Below are 24,533 nucleotides of genomic sequence, written 5' to 3' on the forward strand. Positions count from 1 at the left end.
TTATAAAATCATCTATCGCATAATGCAGCAAACCTCTGCCATTTGGATTCTAATTCTGCTTGTGCGCTACGTAACTCTTCACTTAATCTTTCTACCCCATATCGCCGGTATTCTTCGGGTGTTGCCAATCGATGTTCCAATAATGCTACGGCACGCTCTAATTCCTCTATTTGAGATTCTATATTATCATATTCTAGTTGGTCTTTGTAACTTAATTTCTTGGATTGTTTCCTAATAGAATCTTGCGATTTATCGCAAGTAGTTTGTCGTGTATTTTTCACATTAACAGAATTTACTTTTATTTCATCATTATATACACAAGTGAGTTCTTTGAGTTCATTGTATTGATCAATAATTTCGCTATAACTTTTATGTGAAATAAAATGTGTGGGCTCATTCTTTGTAGAATCTTGCGCCCTAAGAACCAATAATCTTTGGGCAATTTTGTCAACAAAATAACGGTCATGGCTAACAAATATCACTGCACCTTTATAACGTTGTAAATATTCCTCTACGATATTCATCGTAACAATATCTAAATCATTCGTTGGCTCGTCTAATATCAGGCAATCATATTGTTTCGTAAAGAGTAGGGCTAAAGCGACACGAGATTTTTCACCGCCGCTAAGTAATCCTATCTTTTTCTCCAATTCACTTTGAGGAAATAAAAACTGCTTCAAATATCCGTATACATGTATGTTTTTTCCATCAATAGTGATTGTATCTCCACCATTTGGGCAAAAAGTCTCAATAAGCGTCTTAGAATCTTGCAACATCTTTTTATGCTGATCAAAATAACCTATTCGTATTGGCGACTTTATAAGTTTGCCTGTAATGGTAATGGCTGCATTGGTAAGCTGTTGATCTTGATATTCCCCCAATAAAGCCTTAAGGAATGTGCTTTTGCCACTGCCATTTCTACCCACAACACCTATTTTCTCACCTTGTGAAATAACCAGATTCAATGTGTTAATAAGTATTGTATCATTGGATCGTATTGTAAAATCCCGCAATTCAAAGAGAATCTTTTTATTGTTCTTAGGATCCTCTTGTGCAAGATTGTTAAAAGTTCTTTCAAGGGTTTGTGTAATATTGCGTATAGATGATGGCATAGACTTTACTTTCGCGCGAAGTGCCAAAAGTCTCTCCTTGCGACCTTCATTCCTCTTGCGTCTTGCTTGCACGCCTCGCTGTAACCACTGCTCTTCGCTCTTTAGAATCTTTTTAAGTATTTCTTGCTCTTTTTGAGCACTATGTAACATTTGCTGCTTGATTTGCAGATATCCCAGATAAGCACCTTCCGTATGGGATGGCTTTATAAAATTACTAAGATTCCCATTTTCAAGTTCAATAATTCGAGTCGCAACTTTATCAATAAAATATCTATCATGACTAATAAAAATAACAGTGCTCGATATTTTGCATAACACTTGCTCCAAAAACTCTACCATTTCTACATCTAAATGGTTAGTAGGCTCATCAAGGATAATAACATCAGCATTTTGCAACAAAATACAAGCAAGAGCAACACGTTTTTGCTCACCTCCACTAAGAGATACGCTTAATCGATTTTTATAATCCGTTATAGCAAAATTCTGCATAATGTATTGTATTTTGGATTCCAAATCCCAACCATCATGCTGTGTGATATAACTATACAATCTATCATATTCTTGTCGTAATGTGGTGTTATCTAAAAAACCTTGAATATTTGCAATTTGCATCCATCTATCATGTGCATTTTTTAAAGCACTAAGACTAGATTCTATGCTTTGCCACACAGTATGGTTTGTATTAAACGACAGATGTTGTGGTAAAACAGCAATTTGAAGATCGTTTTTTGCCATTCTTTGTCCGACATCTTGCTGAACAGAAGAATCTATGATTTTAAGAAGTGTGCTTTTGCCACTGCCATTTCTACCAATAAGTGCTATTCTCTCTTTCTCTTTAAGAGTTAAAGCAATGTTGTTTAATAAAACTTTATCACCATATCGTTTAGAGACTCCAAGTAAGCTAAGAAGTGTCATTAATATATCCCTTTTGATGAAGTATCTATTGCGGCTAGCAGCAATTATAGAAAGACATAAGATTCTAAGAATCAAAGAAAACTACAATTAATTGTTTGCATTGCAAAACAAATAACCCACCACAATGATAACACCCAATGCAATACCTAGAATATAAGCAATAGGGTAAAACACTTGATAATAAATTAATAAAGCAAAACCTAGAAGCATAATGATAAAAGCCAAAATTCTTATCCAAGAAAAACTGAGTTCAAAACCTAAACTAACTTTAGATATATTAAGGAATGTTAACATTTTTTTATAATGTTGTTTTTTAGGATGTAGTTTCTCCCTATATGCAGTAGAATTATCCGGAAATTCTATAGATTCTTGTTCTATATCATGTTGAGCTTGTGTAATCTTTTGAGATATTTTTTTACCAATAGAATACATTGAAGCAGCCATAGTAAGAATATAAGAAAAAGTTGCGGCTATTAAAGAATAGAGCCATTGTGGCTTATATACTGCAACAACCAATAACAATACAAGCAATAATATCACGGCAATAAAAAAGATTTTTTTACAACTTTTTAGCATCAACTTTCCATTCAAAATATGATTGACATTAACATTACTACAACACACGATGTTATATATTTACTTTAAGAATTTTATAATAAATTAGTAAAATATGTTATAATAATAGCCTTATAATCTTACTAAATAAGGAATGCTATGCAAGCAATATTTAAGAACGGAGGCAAGCAATACAAGGCGCAAGTGGGTGATATTTTACTACTTGATAAATTAAGTCTTGAGCCAAAGTCTAAGCTAGAAATTTGTGAAGTTTTAGCTATATTAGATGATTCATTAGAAAATCAGATTGAGATAGGTTCTCCTTTCGTAGCAAATGCAAAAGTAGAATTGGAAGTTATTAACGAAGGTAGAAGTAAAAAGGTTATTATCTTTAAGAAAAGGCGGCGAAAGGATAGTAAAACAAAAAGAGGCTTTAGACGTGATTTTACACGAGTAAAAGTTACTAATATTATCAAATAAGGAATAATTATGGCACATAAAAAAGGGCAAGGCAGCACACAAAATAACAGGGATTCCGCAGGAAGGCGATTGGGAGTAAAGAAATTTGGTTCAGAATTTGTCAGAGCTGGAAACATCATTGTTCGACAAAGGGGTACTCAAGTACACGCCGGAGAAAATGTTGGTATAGGCAAGGACCACACACTTTATGCGTTAGTTGATGGTATCGTGCATTTTAAACAAAAGGATAAATATAGGAAGAAAGTGTCCATTATCCCCAACAATCCTGCATAACTCTTACTTAAGATTCTAATTTGCATAACTCATTGGCTTATGCAAATCATGCCAAGCATTTCTACTGCAATATGCTTATCACAAGTAATTGTTACGGTTTGACTAACCACGTATACAACTAAATAACTGAAGTTTAGATTCCATAAATTCACAAATACCAAAATGCAATAATAGATTTCTATTGTCGTATAAAAATATTTTTGACATTCTCAAAATTAAAACTTATCCTTAATACCTTGACATTCCTAAATTGCAGTGTTTTAATTAAAACAAATGTTCAAAAAAATTATTACAAAGTTGCACAATTATTACAATATCTACACAATATTCTATGTTGATATTTTAACAATCATAATATGGAACTACTTTTGCTTTCATGCAAAAGAAGACTTAAGTCTTCTTGTCTTGTGTCTATAACATTGATGTTATAGACTTCTTAAGATTATCAGATAATAACTTTAAGAAATCTATAACCATTACGATACAAAACACTATGAATCTAATTTACTGCGCGATAAGTCAATAAAATTACAAAGATACTTATACTAAGGGTATTCCTCCAACATCAATACCATCCATATCAATCGTTGTCGTATTGTTAATTGACATTTCTGTAATTTTTTCTTCTTCCATATCTTCAAAAAGCGTGAATTCTTTATGAAACAGTATTTTAATTGATTCTCCTGCAGCCCCACTTCTATTTTTAGCAACTATTAATTCTACTTCCTCAATAGGCGGAGCAACAAATATTTCTGGTATTTCTATATTCTCGCCTTGTTGTTTCTTCTTTAATGCTGTTTTTTTGTTGTTTTTGGATTCCCTTTCCTTGTAATGCGCTTCTCGATAAAGAAAAAGAATAATATCAGCGTCTTGTTCAATTGAACCACTTTCACGTAAATCAGACATAATAGGTTTCTTATCCTCTCTATTCTCAGGAGAACGATTAAGCTGTGATAATGCAATAATAGGAACGTTAAGCTCTCGGGCTAAAAGCTTTAGTCCTCTTGATATTTCACTAACAATCTTATATCTATCATTATTGCCCATTGTTGTTTGATTCATAAGCTGCAAATAATCAATCATAATGATACTAACACTACTATCTTTTGCAAATAGCTTACGCAATTTAGTTTGCAATGACGTAAGTGTAAGTACTGAACCGTCATCAATGTAGAGGTTCCTTTTTTCGCATAAATCCTGTGCTACAACACTAAGCTTACTCCACTCCGCATCGCTTAAAGAACCCGAACGCATATTCTGCAATGGAATTCTTCCTTTTGCCGCAAACATTCTCAACATAAGTTGTTCGGCAGGCATTTCAAGGCTAAATATCGCAACACCCTTACCACTACTAATAATTTTTAATGTCATACTTAATATAAGTGCGGTTTTCCCTATACCAGGACGTGCCCCAATAATAATAAGTTCGCCCGTATTAAATCCTGTTGTAAGGCTGTTTAAACGACTGAATCCTGTATCAACACCCCTAATTGCACCTTGCAGCCCTTTGATTTCCTCTATCATAGACATTGTCGATAGCACTACTTCTTCACTTGAACGAAAATCACTTGAAACATTTTGCATGCTTAAGGCGTAAATTCTCTTTTCTACTTCTTTGAGTGTTTCAAAAGCTTGTGATCCCACCTTAAGGCTTGAATCTCGAATAAAACTTGCTAATGAAAACAATGTTCTATTAACAGAGGCATTTTTTATTTGTTGCACATAAGAATCTATATCTGCAATCGGAGACTCCGCAATAATCGCACTGATGTCATCAAGGGTTATAGCAGGCATGTCTTTTTGCATTTCCAAACATACAATTTCAGGAGTAAAGACTGTATTGGCTTTTTGTAGCAATTCAAATGCTTTAAACATATTAATATGTAAGGGAGTCGTAAAATCTTTATGAGAAAGATTACTAGAAATTTCATCGAACTTCTCTTGGTCAAAGAAGATAGCAGAAAGAATGATCTTTTCTATCTTAACAATCACATCGTCCATATCGCTCCTTAAGAATTACCGTGAAGCTTCTAAAATAATTTTTATCCATACTGTATCGCCAAGTAATTCCTTTGGAGTGTCATCAGCAATATGGAAATCAAAACGATTGATTGTACCAAAAAGCTCAATGCCAAGAACATTATCTCCATAACTCACATAGCAATTACAATCAGAATCGTTAGATACGCGCATCATGGGGTGAGTAAGTGGATTATTAATTGCAGAATCGAACTGCGCTACTCTATTTGTCGATGCTACATCTTGCTTCTTTTGAAATTGTGTTGCTTGATTCGAACTCTTATTCAAAAGGGGGTTATGCAAAATATTCTGCGACGCGGTATTGGATCTATCTAAGTTTGGATTGCGAATTGGTCCTGTGATATGTGCCGTGAATACAATTTCTCGAGTAATATTATTAATTGTTAATCTAGCTCGTAACGTATTTTTCTGAAAAGAAAGAGATTCTAGCAAAGCAATATCTTGTGAGAAAAACTTAGAATCTTGTAAGTCAAGATCTCTTGCTGTATTAAAAGTATTGATACTTTTAATTAAAACTTTTCCTTGTAACTTTCTAATCTCTCCTTGCTCAAATACAAGCATGCCTTCAAATTCTTCAAAGACTCCAATTGTATCGGCTACACTCAAATGCTTTATCCCAAAACTTACACTAGAGTGCAATCTATCAATAATGTATTCATTGTCATTATTGGTATTTTGTTTTGCAAAAGCAAGCTGCCCGAATGCAAAGATCAACAATAAGATATATTGATAGAATCGTCTCATCATAGAATCTTAAGAAATATTTTTAAAGAGTGTATTAAGCGCAATAAGCACATTGCTTTCAATAAAAGGCACAAGCTCTTTCTCGGAAAGCTCTGATTTACTACCAAAATCAGCAATTGTAGTAGACTTTAAATGTAAATTCGCAGTTTGTTTGCCAGTAATCGTAGTTAAACCACCCTGTTGAGTAGGAATCAACATAATGGCAGTGATATCAAGCCCAAATGAATTATCATGCTTATCTTGGATAAATCCAGATTGAGCATGTGAAGTTTGGGTGGAGTGAATTTTAATACGCATATTGGCATTGCTTTGATCGGATTTCTTAAAACAACTTTTTGTCAATGCTTTTTTTGCAGTTTTTTCGACCAGCTCACTCATATCACCTTCAACTTCAAAAGTAACACTCCCGTAAGGTTTGTAAGATTCGCATTTGCTTGTTTCTTGTTGTATTTCCTGTTGTTGAGACATACAACCAGCCATAGCAGCTACTAATAGTCCTGTGCATGCCACAACAAAAACGTGCATTATAATGCTATATAGCCTTAACATACTTATCTCCTTAAACATAATTTCGTACCATCACCAAGTGATTTATAGATTTTACAACAAAATTGAAAATCTAACGCGATGGGATTTTAACTACAAACAATAAAATACTTAAATTTAAGTTCTTTAGAAATTATAGGCAATACGCGTCATGAGATAACTTCTATCAAATATTGCCCTGCTAGCATTATTCCGCATGGTTTCTTCTGTTATCCATAGTTCATTTTTTACTACACTAGTGTAGTAATTCAGTATTAATCCCAATGTGAAATATTCTGCAATATCCATATCGCAAAAGAAACTCAAAGAATACTCATCACTACTAGGCGAATAAGTATAGCGACCGTTGATCCCCAATGACACAGATTGCAACAAGGTTGTTAGATTATCGTATTGCATTTTAGTAAAGAACATCGCACTAAGCGCATCTGGCGCAACAGAAGCATTCAAGGATGCCCCTGTAACATAAACGCTATTATCCCATATATCAATACCTAACGGATTGCCAAACATTGCCATACGCGCATTGGCATTACCAATATTTTTATACATTGCAATTCCGATAAAATATTTTTCAAATAGGGTAATATCTTCACGCAACAAGATACTCGCAGTAAAGCCATCGGCACTACGAATATCAGTAAAAAATCCTTGTTCATTTGCTAATTCTCGATGAATAGGGAAAATTGCCGTAAATTTTGTAGCCGCAAGAACATTGCTAGAATCTCCAAAAGTAAATTCCACATTTACACCGGGTGCGACAAATTCTTGAATTCCGTAGTAAGTATAAATCGAAGCTCTAAAATCTGCACTTTGATAGCCAAATTCCGCATTAAGCAATCCATTTGTAAAATACGTACGACTAAAATCATTCAACCATCCTTGACCTACAAGCGCATAGGTACTAGAACCAAAAACCTTAAAGTAATAATTGTCCGCAAAATGAAACGTGACGATACCGCCCTCTGCATAGCTATCATACCAATCATCATCCTCTTGTAAAAATCTACCCAATTTAAGCGTCAATAAAGGACTCTTATAGGCAATAAAAGCATTATGAATGAAATAGTTGTGTGTATTAAGATTTGTTGCTTGTTGATTTGCTAAATACCCCGGATACGCACCTATATAATTAAAGCCAAGTGCCCCGTTAGAATCATTGCGTGTAGAATCATAAGCCAATCCTGCCCCTACTGCACCAATAACAAAACTAAAATCTTTATAATCATACCCCAAGCTAAGTTCACCTAAGAAATACCCATAGCTATTACTGGGAACTCGTTGTTTAGTTGAGAAACTTGTACGATTAAAAATTTCTGCACCACCTTGAATGAACAAATTGCTTTTCTTCGAATCTTGCATGATATTTGATTCTATCAAAGACGTTTCGACTAATTGCTCTGCAACATCATTTGCAATATTGTTTGAATGTACATCAGCGTAAATACAATATGTAAATAAAAAATAGACAATAATAACAGATAAAATATAATTACATGGATTTTTTAAACTCATATATTCTTTTTCTCCTAACTTATAACTGGTTAATTTATTGCGTGAAATTATAATACAATTTGTATTTAAAAAAATATTTTGCTACTGATTCTTTGTTGAAATATGTTATACTTCTAGTATTTAGAATTTAAGGAGTCATTCATGTTAGAAATCAACACAAAAGAAGCACAAATTACAGAGTTTTTCAATTTTTGTAAAGAAAACGAAGCAGAATTTGCTGATTTTCGATTCACCGATATAAAAGGAACATGGCATCACATTAGTTTTTCTATGTGTGCGGTTGATAGTGGATTATTGAGCAATGGGATTCCTTTTGATGGATCGAGCTTAACAGCATGGCAGCCTATTAATAAATCTGATATGATCCTCATTCCAGATCTTGTGCGTTATTTTATTGACCCTTTTACTGCTGATACTACTGTGGTTATATTTTGTGATATTTGGGATATTTACAAAAATCAACCCTATGAGAAATGTCCTCGAAGTATTGCAAAAAGAGCTATGAAGCATTTGGTTGATTTAGGAATTGGTGATACGGCATATTTTGGACCAGAAAATGAATTCTTTATTTTTGATAGCATTAAAATGCAAGATTCTATTAACTGCCAATATTATGAAGTCGATACAGAAGAAGGTGAATGGAATCGCAATAAAAGTTTTGAGGCTGGAAGTAACATCGGGCATAGACCTGGGACAAAGGGGGGCTACTTCCCTGTTGCGCCTGTAGATTCTCTGGTAGATATTCGTGCTGAAATGGTCAAAGTGCTGAATCAAGTCGGATTGGAAACATTCGTTGTGCATCATGAAGTTGCACAAGGACAATGTGAAATTGGTGTACGCTTTGGGGATATGCTAGAAGCTGCTGATGATGTACAAAAATTAAAATATGTCATCAAAATGGTTGCACATCTTAACGGTAAAACAGCGACATTTATGCCTAAGCCTCTTTACGGAGATAATGGTAGCGGAATGCATGTACATATCAGTATATGGAAAAATGGCACAAACTGCTTTGCAGGAGATGAATATCAAGGCTTAAGTAGCACCGCCCTACACTTCTTAGGCGGCGTATTAAAGCACGCAAGAAGTGTAGCGGCATTTACAAATGCAAGTACAAATTCCTACAAAAGGCTTATACCAGGATTCGAAGCACCAAGCATTCTTACATATTCTGCGCAAAACCGTAGTGCTAGCGTACGTATTCCCTACAATCAAGGTGAAAAAGCAAAACGTATGGAGTTTAGATTTCCTGATAGCTCAAGTAATCCTTATCTAGCGTTTGCTAGTCTTTTTATGGCGGGACTTGATGGAATCCGTAATAAAATCGATCCAGGAAAACCTATGGATATTAATCTTTTTGAGTTAAGTCTCGATGAAATTCGTGCTAAAGGCATTAAGCAGCTCCCCCATACATTAAGAAGTGCAATAGAAGAAATGCTTATCGACAAAGAATATCTTAAACAGGGTGCGGTTTTCACAGAAGAATTTTTACAAGTTTATAAGGCTTATAAATTTGAAACAGAGATTTGGCCATGGGAAGCAAGACCCCATCCATTTGAATTTATCTCAACTTATAGCTGCTAGACTCCAATTCTTATTCCACACTTCTGTACTCCATTAACTCATTCTTAAGATTCTCTACCAATCCACAATAGAGAATCTTTATTTATAAATAATTTGACTTAATCAATAATAGTTACGATAGAATCATTCTGGACTTGTTGAGAAAGGTGATTTTATGAATATCCAAATGACGGGATTGCTCTATTTTTTTATACTTATGATACAAAATCTGGTAGCATTCTCCAAACAAAGTATAAGCTTACATACAGAAAATGATGCTTATTTTTCGCCAACTGATTTTGATCGATACTACACTGCTGGAACTAACATTACTTATACCTCTAAGGCATTCTCTGATTCTAAACTAAAATATATTGGAATCTTCTCTCTGCTACAAGATTCTTTATCTTCTTCATTCTCAATTGGAATCAGTCAAGAAATCTATACTCCTGATAATAAAACAAACATCATTCCTCCAAAAGGTGATGCGCTTTATGGCGGATATTTATATGGAAATATTGGAATACAACACCACACAAATAATATTTTTGAATCTCTAAGTATCGATATAGGAGTAGTAGGCAGACATTCTTTTGCCAAACAAACACAAGATATGGTTCATAATATATTGAATTTTCGAACTGCAGGCGGCTGGGATTCACAAATCAAAAATGAAATTATTGTCAATTTATATCATAAACTATTATACCGATTTGCACTGCTGCATAATATCATAGAGTTATTGCCTTACAGCGAGATAGCATTAGGGAATGCTTATACGCATTTAGGCGTTGGATTAAACTTAAGACTAGGCTATGGATTACAACATGATTTTGGAATCACCAAAGTGCGTTCTAGTAATATTGGTTCGACAAGCCTTGGTAACGGATTCCGATTCTATATCGTGGGCGGGATAAATGACAGAGTAATAGGAAATAATATTTTCTTACAAGGTAATACTCCTAATGGAATAATAAATCCATTGGTTCTCCGTAGATTTGTTTATGAAGCAAATATGGGGATTCTTATAGGATATGCTGGTTGGAGTATTAGCTATCTATATGCTTATAGACAAAAAGAATTTACCACACAAAAAGCACCAATTAGCTATGGATCGATTCGATTAGAAATAGGCTTTTAACTGATTTTTATCTTATTTCCTACGAAACAATAGTTTGACATTCTATTGCAAAAACCTCTATACCTGTAAATGTTTCCTTAAGAAGACCAGCTAAACCATTCGCTGCGGTACGTTCAAGATAGATTGTAATAAGTGCGCATTCTTGTCTGCCTGTTACCCGCTCTGTATTACTCAAAAGCATATTTTTAGTTACATACTTCTTTGCCTCGATAAAGAAAAAATCGCTATAACCATTTTGTAAAAGAAAATCAATTACATTGTCTTTAATTTCATAATGGATACAAATATCAAGAACAAGCATTTTTACTCCTTATTGGTAATATTTCTAATCAAGCAATAAATCTTGATTAATGGGTTAAGTATTCTAAAATCTTTTGCAGTTTTTGTTGCATAATTTCTATCCTTAAATCAATAACATGAATAGGCAAAGTGAAACTTTGGCATTTAACAAAATCTTTTTGTGTCATAAGAATACAATCAGCATTATATGTCTGCAATAAGCATTCAAGCAAGCTCTCATCAAACACTCCGTGATCTGGTAAAGAATACCTATAAACAATAACATGAGGCACAATAAGAGAAGAAACAATATCTAATCTACTAGGATTAGCGATAGCCGTTGCTAATACATACCGATTAGGTTTGCATTGTAGAGAAGAATTTTGCTTTACCGAAGATTGCGCATCGACAAGTCTGCGAGGGAATTGGCATAAACTCATTTTTCTTATATAATCCTTGCCTTCTTTGAGATGCATATCGCATTGTGCATAAAAGCTTGGTGGAAAGCGATAATATCCACTAGGTAACACTCTTTCAAAGAATGGACACAATTCAGGCTCCAACAAAACATCAAATTTTTTAAACGTAAAGCGATATGAATCATCGAGCACAATAATTTCGATTCCTAGTTTTTTTGCATATACAATAGCATCTTCTCTTGTTTCGCTGACAAAAACAGAGGTTTGCAGCTTTTGAGTCTGCAGAGCAATTAGCATTGCCTCATCGCCACTTTGTAGCACATCGCACAAAATATTCCCACGCATACTCACTTGCAATAATCCTCGAGTTTTCCTCTTATAACCACGTAAAACAACACCCAAATTCATATAACCATGTGCATGCAAGAAATGAAGGATTGCTATACAAAACGGTGTTTTACCGCTGCCCCCACTCACAAGATTCCCAATGCTAATAATTTTGATATGAAAATCTTTTTTCTTACCGTATTTTTTACGCGTAATTGCAAGCACATAATAAAGAAATGAAAAAGGCAAAAGCAAAAAACTAATTATCTTATCAAATAAAGTAGGAGAAAAAAAATATCTCTCAATGAAATTCTGTTGAAAAGCCATAAAATTCTCTACAAGCACCAGTAAGCATCTCTCTAACATTACAGCATAAACTTATGAATGCTGCATACAACCAATAATAAAATAACCAATTTGATTCTAACACGTTTGTGTTGCCAATAACATTTCCTAACACACTAAGATTTCAGGCAAACGAAACTATCTTTTTATGGCTATACATTCTATTTCTACTTTAGAGCCTTTAGGAAGCTCTTTAACAGCCACAGTGCTACGCGACGGCTTATTGATAAAATACTGGGCATAAACTTGATTGAAATCAGCAAAATAATTCATATCGCTAAGATAAACAGTGACTTTAATAACGCGACTTAAATCACTGTTAGCTGCCTCAAGAACTGCTTGTAAATTTCTACAAACTTGATGTGTCTGTGTTGCAATATCAGAATCCAAAAACTCACCATTAGGCAAAAGCGGGATCTGCCCAGAAGTAAAAATTAGTTTTTCAAAAATATTGGCTTGAGAATACGGTCCAATAGCAGCTGGCGCATCATTGGTATGAATAATTTCTATGGTATTTGACATCGACCTTCCTTTGTATTTATTTGCAACAATTTCTATTATACGCTATCAATTAAGCGCGTGCGGCGAGTTTATTGATTGCTTCAGAATTGAGTTCATCCATGTGCGTTTTCATCACCTTAGAATACATATCTACAAGACGATTTGTCTCTATCATGCTGCTCATTTCTAAAACTGCATTGACATTGCTTTTTTCAAGGAATCCTTGCGCGACAGCCCCACCGTTATAAACGAGATTTGCTCCAGCTAAGCCTTGTGATGAAGTATCGTTTGGTTCTTGCCTGTCTTCAATATATAGACTCGATCCAATTTTCTTAAGAAATTTAGGATTATCAAATGTAACCACAGCCAAACTTCCTCCAGCAATAGTATCTGCCATACCTTCATTGCTCAATTCTTTGAATCCAATATTTCCATTAGAATCCACGCTAATTTGCATATTTGCATTCATTAAGATTCCGCCCTCATTTTCAATCCCATCACGAGAGAGGACATGGAATCCTTCCTTAGTAACCAAATACCCATCATCACCGATACTAAAACTACCATTACGAGTATAAGCTACCCCGTTTGGTGTTTGAACAGCAAAGAACATATTAGGGGATTTTAGGGCAAAATCCAAATCATTCTCTGTATGTTCCATAGAACCAACACTTTGGTCTGTGTAAGATTCTGCAATAACCGGGACTCTAGTCATTGTGCGATTGATGAATTTTGCTGCAGCCTTTGTTTCATCTGGAATAGGCAACGTATCTTGATGTGATTGCACCATACGCAAAAAATCTCCAATCACGACATCATCGCGTTTGTATCCATTAGTATTAAGATTGGCGAGATTGTTAGAAATAATATCAAGACGATTAAATTGCGTAATCATTCCACCTGCTGCGCCATAATATCCTGTTTGCATATTCTCTCCTTAGAAATCTTTGATATTGCATTAAACAAGCAAAAAACAATCCAAATTCATTGAACGAAGAAACTTATATATACGTAAATAGGAATTTTATCTAAGCTTTGAAAAATTTAAGTATAATTTAGATATTCCACTTAGAGTAAAATCGTATGTCAACTAACCAACATATTATCGATTGCGTCATTATTCCCGCTAGAGGTGGTAGTAAAAGAATCCCACAAAAAAATTTACTACCGTTTTTAGGCATTCCTATGCTAGAGCGAAGTATTTTACTTGCAAAAAGTGTTTCCGCCAATGTGATTGTTAGTAGCGATGATGAAAAGATTCTAAAATTTGCTAGTGAATTCGAGGTTATCGCCCTGCCTCGAGAAGCGCATTTAGCAAGCGATATGTCCCCTACTCTACCCGTTTTGCACCATATCGTTACGCAACTTTTAGGATCTAGTTCTGATTCTTCTCTTGCATTACCACTATTACATGCTCATTCAACTGTGCTTTGTCTCTACCCTACTGCGATGTTTACAGAGAGAGATTCTATTGCAAAAGCTTGCCGTTTGCTGCTTGATAATCCGTCTTCTGCCTATATAGTAGCAATATTCAGCAATCAAAAAGCACTTCGATCTTTCACATTAGATAATGAAAAAAACATACAATTTTTATTCCCCCAATTTCTCACAACAAGAAGTCAAGATTTGCCGCTAACCTACAATGACGCTGGACAATTTTACTTAGGATTCGCGAAAAGTTACGCAGATAATATTCCTCTATTGGGCAATAAAAGCAAAGGCTTAGAACTAGAAATTGCTCATGATATAGACACTTACCAAGACTTAGCAATAGCGCAATGTCTTAAACAAATAATTGAAGGAAAATAATGAAAATTAGGATTCTCACAGAAAGTATTAAAGGCTTAGGACTGGGGCATGTTGCACGATGTTACACTTTGGGACTAATTTTCTTAGAAATGGGCTATGAAATAGATTTCTTCGTACGTGGAAACGGAGAATTTCTAGAATTTCTTCAAGCACAACAAAATAATACTACTTTGCAACATTTTTATCCGCTGTCTATTACGTGGGAAAATCTAGCCAACAAGGATCTTGTCGCATCTGATATTTGCATTATCGACTCCTATGTGGTTACTGATTTTTCTATTTTTTTAACACAGACAAAAGTTCTTGTTCTTTTTGATGATGATGGCAGACATTTTACACTTCTTCAAAAACATTTAGAATCTTGTCACAACAAAGCCAAACTCTTTTTATTGAATCCTAACGGATTCTACCAATCTAAATCTTTTGTAACTGAACACATTAGTAAGCATATTATGACTGGCTTAGAATACGTTATGATTCATCCTTGCTTTCACCAAGCATTAGAACTTTTGCAGAAAAACTTATTGCAGAAAGAGGAAAGAAAAATCATTATCTGCTTTGGTGGCGAAGATTTACAAGATATAAGCTATGAGATATTTAACATTCTCAAAGATCTAGATTCTTTGCACTGCCTCAACTTGCACATTACAGTTATTCTAGGGGCAAATTACAAAGGCAAACTCTTGAGTTCCTCTTATCTGCAATGTTATCAATCCTGTAAAAACACAGAGCAAAGGTATAATATTTATCAAAATGTTCCTCAAGCACTTTTAGCGCAATACCTCGCTATTTCTACGTATAGCATTGTGTCTGGTGGTGGCATTCTTTTCGAATCTATCTTACTCGCAAAGCAAACTTTCGCACTTGAACTTGCCAATAATCAAAAAGTACAGATACAACTCCTCAAAGAGCAAGGATTGGTAGAAAAAATCCCATCTTTACATTGTAGGGAATTTTTAGAACAACAGTTGCTACATCGCAAGAAAGATTCTGCAACAAAAAAAACACTGCATATAGGAAAAAACCTCAAAGATTTCGCAGCAGAACTTGTCTTGGATTCTCTTAATATTAGCCTACAAAGAGAACATGCTGTATGGAAACGTAAGCATAGGGATTTTATTCTCGACAATTATATAGCGATTAACTTTTGCAACATCAATAGGGACGAAGCTCTAAGGGTTTTACGTTATCGCAATAATCCAATAGTTAATCAAAATATGTATGGCAATGAAAATATTTCAGAAAAAACACATTTCCATTTTCTTCATTCTCTAAAAACAGAAGAACAATCAAAATACTTCTTAGTACAGCACCACAATACCCATACAACACAAGATATAGGCGTTATTAGTCTTACGCGCATTAACTTAAAACACAAAAATGCCTATCTAGGAATCTACAAAAATCCCGAAGCACATACCAATCACAAAACGCACAAACTAAGTTACGGCTCAATACTGATGGAAATTATTAAACACATTGCGTTTTTTGAATACGGTTTGCACATGCTCTATTTAGAAGTTACCGCTCGCAACGTTCAAGCTATTCGATTCTACGAAAAAGAAGGATTCACCTTTATGGGCGAATTATTAGATGGCTTCAAACAACGAAACAATCTTTCGCAGGGGTTTTGCAATATCCTCATTTACGGTATTAAGAATCCTATTGCAACATAAATCCTTACCGATTACTTAATCACGCAACTACAATAAAATTATTAAAAACTTGCAAGATGATAAGGCAAAATGCTACAATAAATGCGTAATATTCGGCTTTCTTGCACTCTAAATAGAACACATGAAAGGAAAGACTATGAATCTTAGCTACCAAAAAATTAACGTTAATATGCACACAGCACTCACAATATATAAAGGTATTAATGCAAAATTTCTGCTTGAATCTGCTACTTTACAAAGCACCAAAGGACGTTACTCCATTATTGTAAGAGAGAGCAACTTTATTCTTTCAAAAGAAATAAACAATAACAAAGCACATTATTTTTTCAAACAAAAAATTCGTAATATGTCGCATTCACAGGATTCTTACAAGCAAAATGCAACTTCATTTCAAGCATTTGACCTTCTCAAATTAAAAGACTATCAATCTCTTCCGCAGATTCTACAAAAAATACAACATCAAATAGAATCACAAGCTTCCGATGTAGCAGTACATAATTCATACAAACTCAATTTCCTCAAGCTAGCCGAGATGTTCAGAGAACTTCATCCTGTCATTCCTAATGAATTGGAATCTATTCCGATACCACTAGGAGGATTGGGGTTTTTAAGCTATGAATTTTTTAATGAATGTGAAAGGATAGAGTTTAATAAACCGAGTCTTCAAGACATTGTGCAGGCGCAAAGCCAATCTCTACATCAAGATTCAAAGTTGCAAATGCAAGATAATACAGAATCTCTCCCAGAATGTTTACTTGTTTTTCCACAAGAATGTATTATTTTCGACCATTTCTATGATGAAGCTTATATTGTCGTTTGCGTTTCCAATCAGAGTGGATTAGATTCTAAACAACAAGTAGAATCTCTTATTGCCGAAATACAATCTTGCACGTATCAAGAAACACATAAAGTGCTAGCAACAAATTATGCACAAGTTACTAATGTCACAAATACATCTTCTGATACAACAGAATCTCATAAGGCTCTCTATTCAAAAATCATTTATGAAGATTCTAAAGAATGGTATCAAGAGCATGTTGCAAAAATTACTCAAGAAATCTACAAGGGTACATTTTTACAATGTGTACTTAGTCGCGCCATAGTTATTGCAAGCAACATGAATCCTCTCTATGTCTATGAAAGTCTAAGACGTATTAATCCCAGTCCGTACATGTATTATCTGGACTTCGATACATTTTGCATTGTAGGTGCCAGCCCAGAACTTATGTTACGTTGCAAACAAGGTATACAAACGCTTAAACCAATTGCTGGTACGCGAAAACGTGGGAAAACATTGCAAGAAGATAAATGTTTAGAAGAAGAATTGTTAAATGATTCTAAAGAAAATGCTGAACATCTCATGCTTATTGATTTAGCACGTAACGATATAGGAAAAAACGCCACGATAGGCAGTGTCGAACTCAAATCATATAAAACCATTGAAAAATACTCTAGTGTTATGCACATTGTTTCAGAAGTGAGCGGACAAATTGGCGACAACAAAACACCAAATGACTGCTTAATGGCTTCTTTCCCTGCAGGGACGGTGAGCGGCGCGCCAAAAATAGAGGCTATTAAAAAATTAGAATCTTATGAGAATCACAAACGGGGTTTCTATGCGGGTACTATTATTTATTTTGAACGTAACGGGGATTTAGATTCTGCAATTACCCTGCGTTCAACACTTTACAAAGATGAAAAATATTACTTGCAAGTAGGAGCGGGCATTGTTATGGATTCTACACCCGAATCTGAATACACTGAAACAAGCAATAAAATTAAAACAATCTATAATATTCTTATGCAGCAATAAATATGAACGACGAACGTTTTATTGTATTTCTACAATATTACTTACTATTCACCATCTCTTCAACTTTTTCCAGAATATGCGCACCTATAGGAATAGCCGAAGTTGCAGCGGGACTTGGGGCATTGCACACATGCACAGAGCTTGGAGTGTTAACAAATAAAAAATCCTCAATTAAATGCCCGTCATTGCTTACAGATTGCGCACGTACGCCAGCAGGATAAGGTTGCAAGTCCTCTTTCAAAAGTGTAGGACAATACTTTTGTACTATTTTTAGATAACCTTGTTTACAAAATGAATTTTTCATCTCTATAATACCCGTCTTAAAATGCCTTGCAATAACCCTGCGAATACCTGCATGTCTTATCATTTCAGATAAATCATGATAAGAAAAATTGCTTTTCTTATAACCTTCACGACTCCATGCAAGTACTGCATTTGGACCTACAGTTATACTACCATCTATCATACGCGTTAAGTGTATGCCTAAAAAAGGTACATCAGGATCTGGAATAGGATAAATAAGATGTTTCACAAGAGCATTGTGTTTACTTGGTAATTGATAATATTCTCCGCGAAATGGACAAATAATAAAGTTTGGATCGATATCTAACATGCGCACAATCCTATCAGACATCAACCCAGAGCAAGCAACCACATAACGGGATTCAAACTGCCCTTGATTAGTTTTTATTACCATACCTTGCGAATGCTCGGTTAATCCCCTCACTTCAGTATCATAAAATACTTTACCGCCATTCTCTTCGAATCTCTTTGCCATGGCATTTGTTATTTCTACATAATTTACAATCCCACTAGATGGGAAAAATATTCCAGCAAGTCCCGTGATATTGGGTTCTTTTTCCTTAAGCTGCAAAGAATCTAACCAAAAACGTTCTAAGCCATTTTCTAAGGTACGTTCCCATAAAGCCTTCATACGTTCCACTTCCAAAGAAGTTGTTGCTACTAAGAGTTTTCCACAAATATCATATTTAATACCATTATCTTCACAAAAAGCTTTTGTCGCCTTATTGCCTTCAAAACAAAATCGTGCCTTGAGACTACCAGGCGTATAATATACGCCCGCATGAATGACACCGCTATTGTGTCCAGTTTGATGTTTGCCTGCTGATTTTTCTTTCTCTACAAGAGCAATTTTACTATCAGGATACTTTTTTGCAAGCTGCATTGCAACAGACATACCAATAATGCCGCCACCAATTATGAGAAAATCATATATCAAAGCAAACTCCTTATTCCAAATTAATGATTTAACAAAACCTCATTGCAAAACTATTTACAATCAAAATCTCTGAATCTCATTTTATCGTTGTCTCTTTGTCAATTTACTATTCTTAAAGCTGCACAACGTTATTGCGCCTTATCCAAATGATGATACGACTTAAATGGATTAGTAGCAAATGAAAAATAGCCTCTTTGTCGCATAAGTTCCCTTCTTAATTTCTCATGCCTTTCAAATTTATCTCTTCCATGCAGCCAAAACAAATTATTAATCAGTAAAAATTGTCCAACAGGTACGGGAAATGAAAGTTTTCCTCTACTATTTTCTAATGAATCACTCAAATCTGCCAACCATGTTCCCTCTTCGTAATCTTTTGGTTGTGCAAATTGATCAATATAAAGCATGACTGGACGACCGTCATTGTCTGTTTCAAATACGGGGTGATACGCATCTTCTTTAACATTTTTACTAGGAGGAGCAGACCATTTCATTACGCGTCTTGCCAAATGATGATTGAAGTACTTATTCAAATCCTCCCAATCATCAAGGTGAAGAAGTTGAGAATCCCCGCCTTTCATATTCTGCTCATCTATCTTATACATAAGAACATAGTCTGTTACTTGATTAACATACGTTCCGTCGTTGTGCAATTCAAGTGGTTTTTGTGGCTGTCGCAAATAACTATCTGAATTATCAGTATTCACAACTGCCCATCTAGCATAAAATTTACCTGTCATATCATCAAAATTAGAGCGACCAACGAGATGTACAAATGCGGTAGCAATTTTGACCATTTCATCACCTTGACTTACATCATCAACTCCTTCAGGATTAACAAGCAATGCTCCTTGTTCGCGATTTGTCAATGTTGATTGTAAAATATTCTGTAATTTACCATCGCATATTTGATTAAGAATCTCCGCTATACGAAAACGTAAAAATGATTTATATTCAAGAGCTTGAACAGGATATTGTTCCACATTTTTTAAAAAATTTTGAATAACCTCTTTTTTGAAAACAATCTCCAAAAGTTTTTGTGAATATTTAGAAGAAGTTACTTTAAACTGCTTATTCTCGAAAACAACCTTTCCCATATCTTACCTCCTCAAAAAGAAACTAGGGATATAACCGTTCATTTAAATAATTTTAAAGTAAGAAATATTACAATCCTCACTTCATAAAAGAATTGCACGTTAAAGCTTAATTTTTGTTGAATTGCAAGACTTCTATTGTACTTTATCCTACTCTGATACAAAATGTTACTTTTTATAACTTACTCTTTATTAAATAGTAGATAGATTAAATATTTAATCTATCTAAAACCTATAAAAAATAAAAGATAATATTTTTTATACTTTATTGATACAATATCTATCATATTAAGTTACTATAAGTAACTTAATATGATAGATATTGTTTATTTATTACCCAATTAATTTAAGTTCAAAACGTAACTTTAGTCAGAGAATCCTCTCCTCATTAAGTTTAAAACAAAATATTTCAAAAGATAGAAAATAGTAGATTGTCTCTAGCTTCTCTCAAATTACTTGCAAGCTTTCATGCCCATAAGTATATCTATCATCTCCCTTACAGCACCATGCCCTCCCCTTGCATTTGTAATAAAAGATGCTCTAGAGCGATTAACAATGCTCGCATCAGCTGGAGCAAAACTATAACGACAAAAATTATATAAAACAATATCATTGATATCATCACCAATACAGGCAATATTGCTAGGCAGAATCTCATATTTTTCACAAATACCATTGAGACAAGGTAATTTATTCTCTATTCCCAAATGTATTTCTTGTACGCCCAACTCTCGTGCCCTATGCAATACAACAGAGCATCTTCTCCCGCTAATAATACTTACCAAGCCACCGTCTTTTATCCATTGAGAAATACCCATACCATCTTTCACGTTGAAACTTTTTGCCTCTACAATTTTATTATCAATCTCCATAAGCAAAATTTGCCCATTTGTCAACGTTCCATCAACATCCAATACTATCATTTTTATCGCATCACTCATAAACAACCCTTAGTGCTCGGAATGCAAACTCTTTGATTATAAGTATTCGCTCTTCGTAAACTAAGAGCAAAAGCCTTAAAAATAGATTCTGTGATATGATGCAAGTTTTTTCCACGTTTCAAAGCAATATGTGTGCTGATACCCGCATTCATAACAACAGCGCGAAAAAACTCCTCAACCAACTCTACGTCAAAGTTACCTATTTTGCCCTTATATCCATTTTGTGCATTACTCATATCAAAAAATAAAAAAGCACGGTTACTTACATCTAAATCACATTCTACACAAGCTTCATCCATAACAACCGAACCATTACCAAATCTTTCGATGTTACCGACAGGAAACATACATTTTTGCAACGCCTGTCCTATAACAATCCCACAATCTTCCACCGTATGGTGAAAATCTACAAAAATATCTCCCGTACACTGTATATTCATATCAATAAGTGCATGCTTACTAAAAGATTCTAACATGTGATTAAAAAATCCAATTCCAGTATCTATTGTGCTTCTTCCACTGCCATATAAACTAAGTTGAATATGTATATCTGTTTCTTTTGTTTTACGCGCAATTTCTGCAAAACGTTTAACGTCATAGTCTTTTTCCATATTGAATCCCATCCAAAATAATCAAAAATTTTAACATAAATCAAATCTATAATTTTCGATTTATCAATAACAATACACGTTTCTCGACAAAACAAAATATATCTAATAGGATGTTTACTAAAATTTTCATAAAATATTTATCATTTCAATTTATAGTTTTTCAGGCTATATTAAATCATATAAGGATATAAAAATGAACTTTGAGCGAGAATTAAAAATAAAAAAATTAAAAGTAACGCCTCAACGTATCGCAATACTCAAAGAAATTGAATCAAGCGGACACATTGGCATTGAGGAAGTATATGAAAAAATCAAAAAAAAATATCCATCTACTTCTTTAGCAACCGTCTATAAAAATATTGCTATCTTATGCGGGGCAACTATATTGCGTGAAATAAAGGCACCAGGACATAAACAAAAATTTGAATTAAGTCAAGATAAACATGTGCACGTTATGTGTGAAAAATGTGGCAAACTAGAAGATCTACATATAGATTTTTCATCACTACAAAACAATTGTATGCAAATCAGTGGATATAACCTCTATGACGTATCCGCGGTATTTTTAGGTACATGCCCTCGTTGTCTTCGACACAATATAATCAGTAATGAAAAGGTAGAACAATCCTATCATCAATCAACAAGAAATTTTTTATAATAGACACTCGCGCGAAAAATTGCTAAATAAATTAAACATTGAAAAAGTTTTCGGAAGACGCTATTAATAATCTCAAAAGACAACACAATAACTTCTTAAATTTTTTTAATTAAAAAATATTATAAATAAATATATTAAAATCTTCATTTCTAGTGAATGGATAGATTGCATATTCAAAATATTACTTTGAAATTGCAAGCTCAATTTGATTGCAAAAACAATATTTTATGCTAAAATATCTAAAATTTAAAAGGGACAAAAACCATGAAACGTACTTACCAACCTCATAATACTCCAAGAAAAAGAACTCACGGCTTTAGGACACGTATGAAGACTAAAAATGGTAGAAGGGTCATTAATGCAAGAAGAGCTAAGGGTAGAAAATTATTAGCAGTAGCTTAACCTTTATTTTTCCATTTTGTAGTTTTATTCTGGTTTAATATTAGCCGCAACATCAAATATTATATCAGCACAAACTTAATTATATTAACCACAATACACGAGTTAGAGTCTATTTAATCTAACGGAAACAATATGCAGTTTATAATAGAAGCGACACAAAATAAGGCGAGAGCATGCCGTTTCACTCTTGCTCATGGTGTTGTAGAAACACCCATCTTTATGCCAGTAGGCACACAAGGTACACTAAAGGGTATAGATTGTGTCACGGCAAATACGATTCTACAAACGCACCTTATTCTTGCAAATACCTATCATCTTTATTTGCGACCAGGGATAGAAGTTTTTCTTAAAGCTGGAGGAATACATCAATTTGCACGATTTAACGGTAACTATCTAACTGACAGCGGCGGATTCCAAGCTTTTAGCATGGGAACGCAAGCAAAAACAGAAGACATAGGCATTGCTTTCCGATCGCATATCGACGGTAGCAAACATTTTTTCACGCCTACAAAAGCACTTGAGATTCAATATGCCATTAATTCCGACATTATGATGGTATTGGATGATTTAGCTGCATTGCCTGCGAATAGATCCCGACTTTTAGATTCTGTTACAAGAACAACACATTGGGCAAAACAAAGCATCGCTTATCATAACAGTCAAAAAAATGCAAAAGAAATACACAATAGACTTTTTGCTATCATGCAAGGTGGTGTAGACTATGAAATGCGCAAAAGAAGTGCTAATGAATTATGTACTTTAGATTTTGATGGTTATGCGATTGGTGGCTTAGCAGTAGGAGAAAGTCAAACAGAAATGTATGATTGCCTTGATTATGCCCTAGATTTTTTACCGACTAATAAGCCGCGTTATCTTATGGGTGTTGGCACACCGCAGAATCTTTTGGAATGTATTGAGAGGGGGGTAGACATGTTTGATTGTGTAATGCCAAGTAGAAATGCAAGAAATGCCTGTATATTCACAAGCGAAGGGAAGATCCACATTAAAAGTCCATCGTATAAAACGGATTTCTCTCCACTAGATTCACAATGCCAATGCTACACTTGTAAAAATTATACTCGCTCATACCTCCATCACTTATTCCGCGCAAAGGAATTGAGCTACCATAGTTTAGCTACTATTCATAATTTATTTTTTTATTTGCAACTTATGCGCGAATCAAGAAAGGCAATCCTCAATGGATATTGGAAAGAATATAAAAAAAACACTTTAGAAAAACTCTCAAATCACTAACTTCTAACTTTTTCTTGATAGATTCTCTATTAAGTACTATATTGCGTGAAATAAAGGCACCAGGACATAAACAAAAATTTGAATTAAGTCAAGATAAACATGTGCACGTTATGTGTGAAAAATGTGGCAAACTAGAAGATCTACATATAGATTTTTCATCACTACAAAACAATTGTATGCAAATCAGTGGATATAACCTCTATGACGTATCCGCGGTATTTTTAGGTACATGCCCTCGTTGTCTTCGACACAATATAATCAGTAATGAAAAGGTAGAACAATC

General features: G+C 34.2%; 25 protein-coding genes. 11 read left to right on the plus strand and 14 right to left on the minus strand.

Annotated elements, in window-relative coordinates; genetic code table 11:
- Window positions 1-8: 8 nt before the first annotated feature.
- A complete protein-coding gene (locus CQA66_RS01990) occupies window positions 9-2,027 on the minus strand; it encodes an ABC-F family ATP-binding cassette domain-containing protein (protein WP_104763647.1) in 2,019 nt (672 codons plus the stop codon).
- An 87-nt stretch (window positions 2,028-2,114) separates the two neighbouring features.
- A complete protein-coding gene (locus CQA66_RS01995) occupies window positions 2,115-2,603 on the minus strand; it encodes an OPT/YSL family transporter (RefSeq protein ID WP_104763648.1) in 489 nt (162 codons plus the stop codon).
- Window positions 2,604-2,741: 138 nt separating this feature from the next.
- On the opposite strand from CQA66_RS01995, the gene rplU reads away from it, so the two are divergent.
- A complete protein-coding gene (rplU, locus tag CQA66_RS02000) occupies window positions 2,742-3,062 on the plus strand; it encodes a 50S ribosomal protein L21 (RefSeq protein WP_104763649.1) in 321 nt (106 codons plus the stop codon).
- A 9-nt stretch (window positions 3,063-3,071) separates the two neighbouring features.
- On the plus strand, window positions 3,072-3,335 hold the full coding sequence (gene rpmA, locus CQA66_RS02005; RefSeq protein ID WP_104763650.1) for a 50S ribosomal protein L27: 264 nt from the start codon (window positions 3,072-3,074) through the stop codon (window positions 3,333-3,335).
- Window positions 3,336-3,875: 540 nt separating this feature from the next.
- On the opposite strand, the gene dnaB is transcribed toward rpmA, so the two are convergent.
- From dnaB to CQA66_RS02025, 4 genes are all read right to left on the minus strand, one after another.
- Window positions 3,876-5,336 (minus strand): replicative DNA helicase, encoded by a 1,461-nt coding sequence (dnaB, locus tag CQA66_RS02010; protein WP_104763651.1) that lies wholly within the window; start codon window positions 5,334-5,336, stop codon window positions 3,876-3,878.
- A 15-nt stretch (window positions 5,337-5,351) separates the two neighbouring features.
- Window positions 5,352-6,119 (minus strand): YceI family protein, encoded by a 768-nt coding sequence (locus CQA66_RS02015; RefSeq protein ID WP_104763652.1) that lies wholly within the window; start codon window positions 6,117-6,119, stop codon window positions 5,352-5,354.
- A 9-nt stretch (window positions 6,120-6,128) separates the two neighbouring features.
- Window positions 6,129-6,668 (minus strand): hypothetical protein, encoded by a 540-nt coding sequence (locus CQA66_RS02020; protein WP_233707790.1) that lies wholly within the window; start codon window positions 6,666-6,668, stop codon window positions 6,129-6,131.
- Window positions 6,669-6,791: 123 nt separating this feature from the next.
- Window positions 6,792-8,180, minus strand: coding sequence for an outer membrane family protein (locus tag CQA66_RS02025; RefSeq protein ID WP_104763653.1), 1,389 nt, complete (start codon window positions 8,178-8,180; stop codon window positions 6,792-6,794).
- 141 nt (window positions 8,181-8,321) lie between these two features.
- Between CQA66_RS02025 and glnA the strand changes: the two genes are divergently transcribed.
- Both glnA and CQA66_RS02035 read left to right on the plus strand, forming a co-directional pair.
- Window positions 8,322-9,764: a type I glutamate--ammonia ligase gene (gene glnA, locus CQA66_RS02030; RefSeq protein WP_104763654.1), complete on the plus strand. Its 1,443-nt coding sequence runs from the start codon at window positions 8,322-8,324 to the stop codon at window positions 9,762-9,764.
- A 154-nt stretch (window positions 9,765-9,918) separates the two neighbouring features.
- Window positions 9,919-10,884, plus strand: a complete 966-nt coding sequence (locus CQA66_RS02035; protein ID WP_104763655.1) for a lipid A deacylase LpxR family protein — start codon at window positions 9,919-9,921, stop codon at window positions 10,882-10,884.
- A 19-nt stretch (window positions 10,885-10,903) separates the two neighbouring features.
- Here the strand turns inward: CQA66_RS02035 and CQA66_RS02040 are convergent, their stop codons facing one another.
- The 4 genes from CQA66_RS02040 to CQA66_RS02055 form a co-directional block, all read right to left on the minus strand.
- Window positions 10,904-11,185 (minus strand): DUF3240 family protein, encoded by a 282-nt coding sequence (locus CQA66_RS02040; protein WP_104763656.1) that lies wholly within the window; start codon window positions 11,183-11,185, stop codon window positions 10,904-10,906.
- Window positions 11,186-11,231: 46 nt separating this feature from the next.
- Window positions 11,232-12,236: a tetraacyldisaccharide 4'-kinase gene (locus tag CQA66_RS02045; protein WP_158657033.1), complete on the minus strand. Its 1,005-nt coding sequence runs from the start codon at window positions 12,234-12,236 to the stop codon at window positions 11,232-11,234.
- Window positions 12,237-12,392: 156 nt separating this feature from the next.
- Entirely contained in the window at window positions 12,393-12,776 is a 384-nt protein-coding gene (locus CQA66_RS02050) for a RidA family protein (RefSeq protein WP_104763658.1), read from the minus strand.
- Window positions 12,777-12,825: 49 nt separating this feature from the next.
- Window positions 12,826-13,683, minus strand: a complete 858-nt coding sequence (locus CQA66_RS02055; RefSeq protein ID WP_104763659.1) for a flagellar hook-basal body protein — start codon at window positions 13,681-13,683, stop codon at window positions 12,826-12,828.
- 155 nt (window positions 13,684-13,838) lie between these two features.
- Between CQA66_RS02055 and CQA66_RS02060 the strand changes: the two genes are divergently transcribed.
- From CQA66_RS02060 to CQA66_RS02070, 3 genes are all read left to right on the plus strand, one after another.
- A complete protein-coding gene (locus CQA66_RS02060) occupies window positions 13,839-14,564 on the plus strand; it encodes an acylneuraminate cytidylyltransferase family protein (RefSeq protein WP_104763660.1) in 726 nt (241 codons plus the stop codon).
- On the plus strand, window positions 14,564-16,240 hold the full coding sequence (gene pseH / locus CQA66_RS02065) for a UDP-4-amino-4,6-dideoxy-N-acetyl-beta-L-altrosamine N-acetyltransferase (protein ID WP_104763661.1): 1,677 nt from the start codon (window positions 14,564-14,566) through the stop codon (window positions 16,238-16,240). The genes CQA66_RS02060 and pseH overlap by 1 nt, the downstream gene beginning before the upstream one ends.
- Before the next feature lie 136 nt (window positions 16,241-16,376).
- The gene (locus CQA66_RS02070) at window positions 16,377-18,053 is read left to right on the plus strand and encodes an anthranilate synthase component I family protein (RefSeq protein WP_233707791.1); all 1,677 of its coding nucleotides are present in this window, start codon (window positions 16,377-16,379) and stop codon (window positions 18,051-18,053) included.
- A gap of 37 nt (window positions 18,054-18,090) precedes the next feature.
- Here the strand turns inward: CQA66_RS02070 and lhgO are convergent, their stop codons facing one another.
- The 4 genes from lhgO to hisB form a co-directional block, all read right to left on the minus strand.
- A complete protein-coding gene (gene lhgO, locus CQA66_RS02075) occupies window positions 18,091-19,293 on the minus strand; it encodes an L-2-hydroxyglutarate oxidase (protein WP_244910947.1) in 1,203 nt (400 codons plus the stop codon).
- Window positions 19,294-19,421: 128 nt separating this feature from the next.
- The gene (gene glaH, locus CQA66_RS02080) at window positions 19,422-20,387 is read right to left on the minus strand and encodes a glutarate dioxygenase GlaH (protein ID WP_104763662.1); all 966 of its coding nucleotides are present in this window, start codon (window positions 20,385-20,387) and stop codon (window positions 19,422-19,424) included.
- 449 nt (window positions 20,388-20,836) lie between these two features.
- Window positions 20,837-21,325, minus strand: coding sequence for a KdsC family phosphatase (locus tag CQA66_RS02085; RefSeq protein WP_115582531.1), 489 nt, complete (start codon window positions 21,323-21,325; stop codon window positions 20,837-20,839).
- Window positions 21,322-21,936, minus strand: coding sequence for an imidazoleglycerol-phosphate dehydratase HisB (hisB, locus tag CQA66_RS02090; RefSeq protein ID WP_115582532.1), 615 nt, complete (start codon window positions 21,934-21,936; stop codon window positions 21,322-21,324). Before hisB ends, CQA66_RS02085 begins: the two co-directional genes overlap by 4 nt.
- 193 nt (window positions 21,937-22,129) lie before the next feature.
- Between hisB and CQA66_RS02095 the strand changes: the two genes are divergently transcribed.
- The 4 genes from CQA66_RS02095 to CQA66_RS02110 all read left to right on the plus strand — a co-directional run.
- A complete protein-coding gene (locus tag CQA66_RS02095) occupies window positions 22,130-22,594 on the plus strand; it encodes a Fur family transcriptional regulator (RefSeq protein WP_115582533.1) in 465 nt (154 codons plus the stop codon).
- 264 nt (window positions 22,595-22,858) lie between these two features.
- Entirely contained in the window at window positions 22,859-22,996 is a 138-nt protein-coding gene (gene rpmH / locus CQA66_RS02100) for a 50S ribosomal protein L34 (RefSeq protein ID WP_104762200.1), read from the plus strand.
- A 132-nt stretch (window positions 22,997-23,128) separates the two neighbouring features.
- On the plus strand, window positions 23,129-24,250 hold the full coding sequence (gene tgt, locus CQA66_RS02105) for a tRNA guanosine(34) transglycosylase Tgt (RefSeq protein ID WP_104762201.1): 1,122 nt from the start codon (window positions 23,129-23,131) through the stop codon (window positions 24,248-24,250).
- A gap of 41 nt (window positions 24,251-24,291) precedes the next feature.
- On the plus strand, window positions 24,292-24,533 hold a 242-nt coding region (locus CQA66_RS02110), incomplete at its 3' end, for a transcriptional repressor (protein ID WP_158656984.1).

It is taken from the genome of Helicobacter aurati (assembly GCF_003364265.1).
Classification (GTDB): Bacteria; Campylobacterota; Campylobacteria; order Campylobacterales; family Helicobacteraceae; genus Helicobacter_A; species Helicobacter_A aurati.

Excerpts from the sequence above, each read along its gene's own strand:
- CQA66_RS01990 (WP_104763647.1), bottom strand. The coding sequence starts at position 2,027 with ATGACACTTCTTAGCTTACTTGGAGTCTCTAAACGATATGGTGATAAA.
- CQA66_RS01995 (WP_104763648.1), bottom strand. The coding sequence starts at position 2,603 with ATGCTAAAAAGTTGTAAAAAAATCTTTTTTATTGCCGTGATATTATTG.
- rplU (WP_104763649.1), top strand. The coding sequence starts at position 2,742 with ATGCAAGCAATATTTAAGAACGGAGGCAAGCAATACAAGGCGCAAGTG.
- rpmA (WP_104763650.1), top strand. The coding sequence starts at position 3,072 with ATGGCACATAAAAAAGGGCAAGGCAGCACACAAAATAACAGGGATTCC.
- dnaB (WP_104763651.1), bottom strand. The coding sequence starts at position 5,336 with ATGGACGATGTGATTGTTAAGATAGAAAAGATCATTCTTTCTGCTATC.
- CQA66_RS02015 (WP_104763652.1), bottom strand. The coding sequence starts at position 6,119 with ATGAGACGATTCTATCAATATATCTTATTGTTGATCTTTGCATTCGGG.
- CQA66_RS02020 (WP_233707790.1), bottom strand. The coding sequence starts at position 6,668 with ATGTTAAGGCTATATAGCATTATAATGCACGTTTTTGTTGTGGCATGC.
- CQA66_RS02025 (WP_104763653.1), bottom strand. The coding sequence starts at position 8,180 with ATGAGTTTAAAAAATCCATGTAATTATATTTTATCTGTTATTATTGTC.
- glnA (WP_104763654.1), top strand. The coding sequence starts at position 8,322 with ATGTTAGAAATCAACACAAAAGAAGCACAAATTACAGAGTTTTTCAAT.
- CQA66_RS02035 (WP_104763655.1), top strand. The coding sequence starts at position 9,919 with ATGAATATCCAAATGACGGGATTGCTCTATTTTTTTATACTTATGATA.
- CQA66_RS02040 (WP_104763656.1), bottom strand. The coding sequence starts at position 11,185 with ATGCTTGTTCTTGATATTTGTATCCATTATGAAATTAAAGACAATGTA.
- CQA66_RS02045 (WP_158657033.1), bottom strand. The coding sequence starts at position 12,236 with ATGGCTTTTCAACAGAATTTCATTGAGAGATATTTTTTTTCTCCTACT.
- CQA66_RS02050 (WP_104763658.1), bottom strand. The coding sequence starts at position 12,776 with ATGTCAAATACCATAGAAATTATTCATACCAATGATGCGCCAGCTGCT.
- CQA66_RS02055 (WP_104763659.1), bottom strand. The coding sequence starts at position 13,683 with ATGCAAACAGGATATTATGGCGCAGCAGGTGGAATGATTACGCAATTT.
- CQA66_RS02060 (WP_104763660.1), top strand. The coding sequence starts at position 13,839 with ATGTCAACTAACCAACATATTATCGATTGCGTCATTATTCCCGCTAGA.
- pseH (WP_104763661.1), top strand. The coding sequence starts at position 14,564 with ATGAAAATTAGGATTCTCACAGAAAGTATTAAAGGCTTAGGACTGGGG.
- CQA66_RS02070 (WP_233707791.1), top strand. The coding sequence starts at position 16,377 with ATGAATCTTAGCTACCAAAAAATTAACGTTAATATGCACACAGCACTC.
- glaH (WP_104763662.1), bottom strand. The coding sequence starts at position 20,387 with ATGGGAAAGGTTGTTTTCGAGAATAAGCAGTTTAAAGTAACTTCTTCT.
- CQA66_RS02085 (WP_115582531.1), bottom strand. The coding sequence starts at position 21,325 with ATGAGTGATGCGATAAAAATGATAGTATTGGATGTTGATGGAACGTTG.
- hisB (WP_115582532.1), bottom strand. The coding sequence starts at position 21,936 with ATGGAAAAAGACTATGACGTTAAACGTTTTGCAGAAATTGCGCGTAAA.
- CQA66_RS02095 (WP_115582533.1), top strand. The coding sequence starts at position 22,130 with ATGAACTTTGAGCGAGAATTAAAAATAAAAAAATTAAAAGTAACGCCT.
- rpmH (WP_104762200.1), top strand. The coding sequence starts at position 22,859 with ATGAAACGTACTTACCAACCTCATAATACTCCAAGAAAAAGAACTCAC.
- tgt (WP_104762201.1), top strand. The coding sequence starts at position 23,129 with ATGCAGTTTATAATAGAAGCGACACAAAATAAGGCGAGAGCATGCCGT.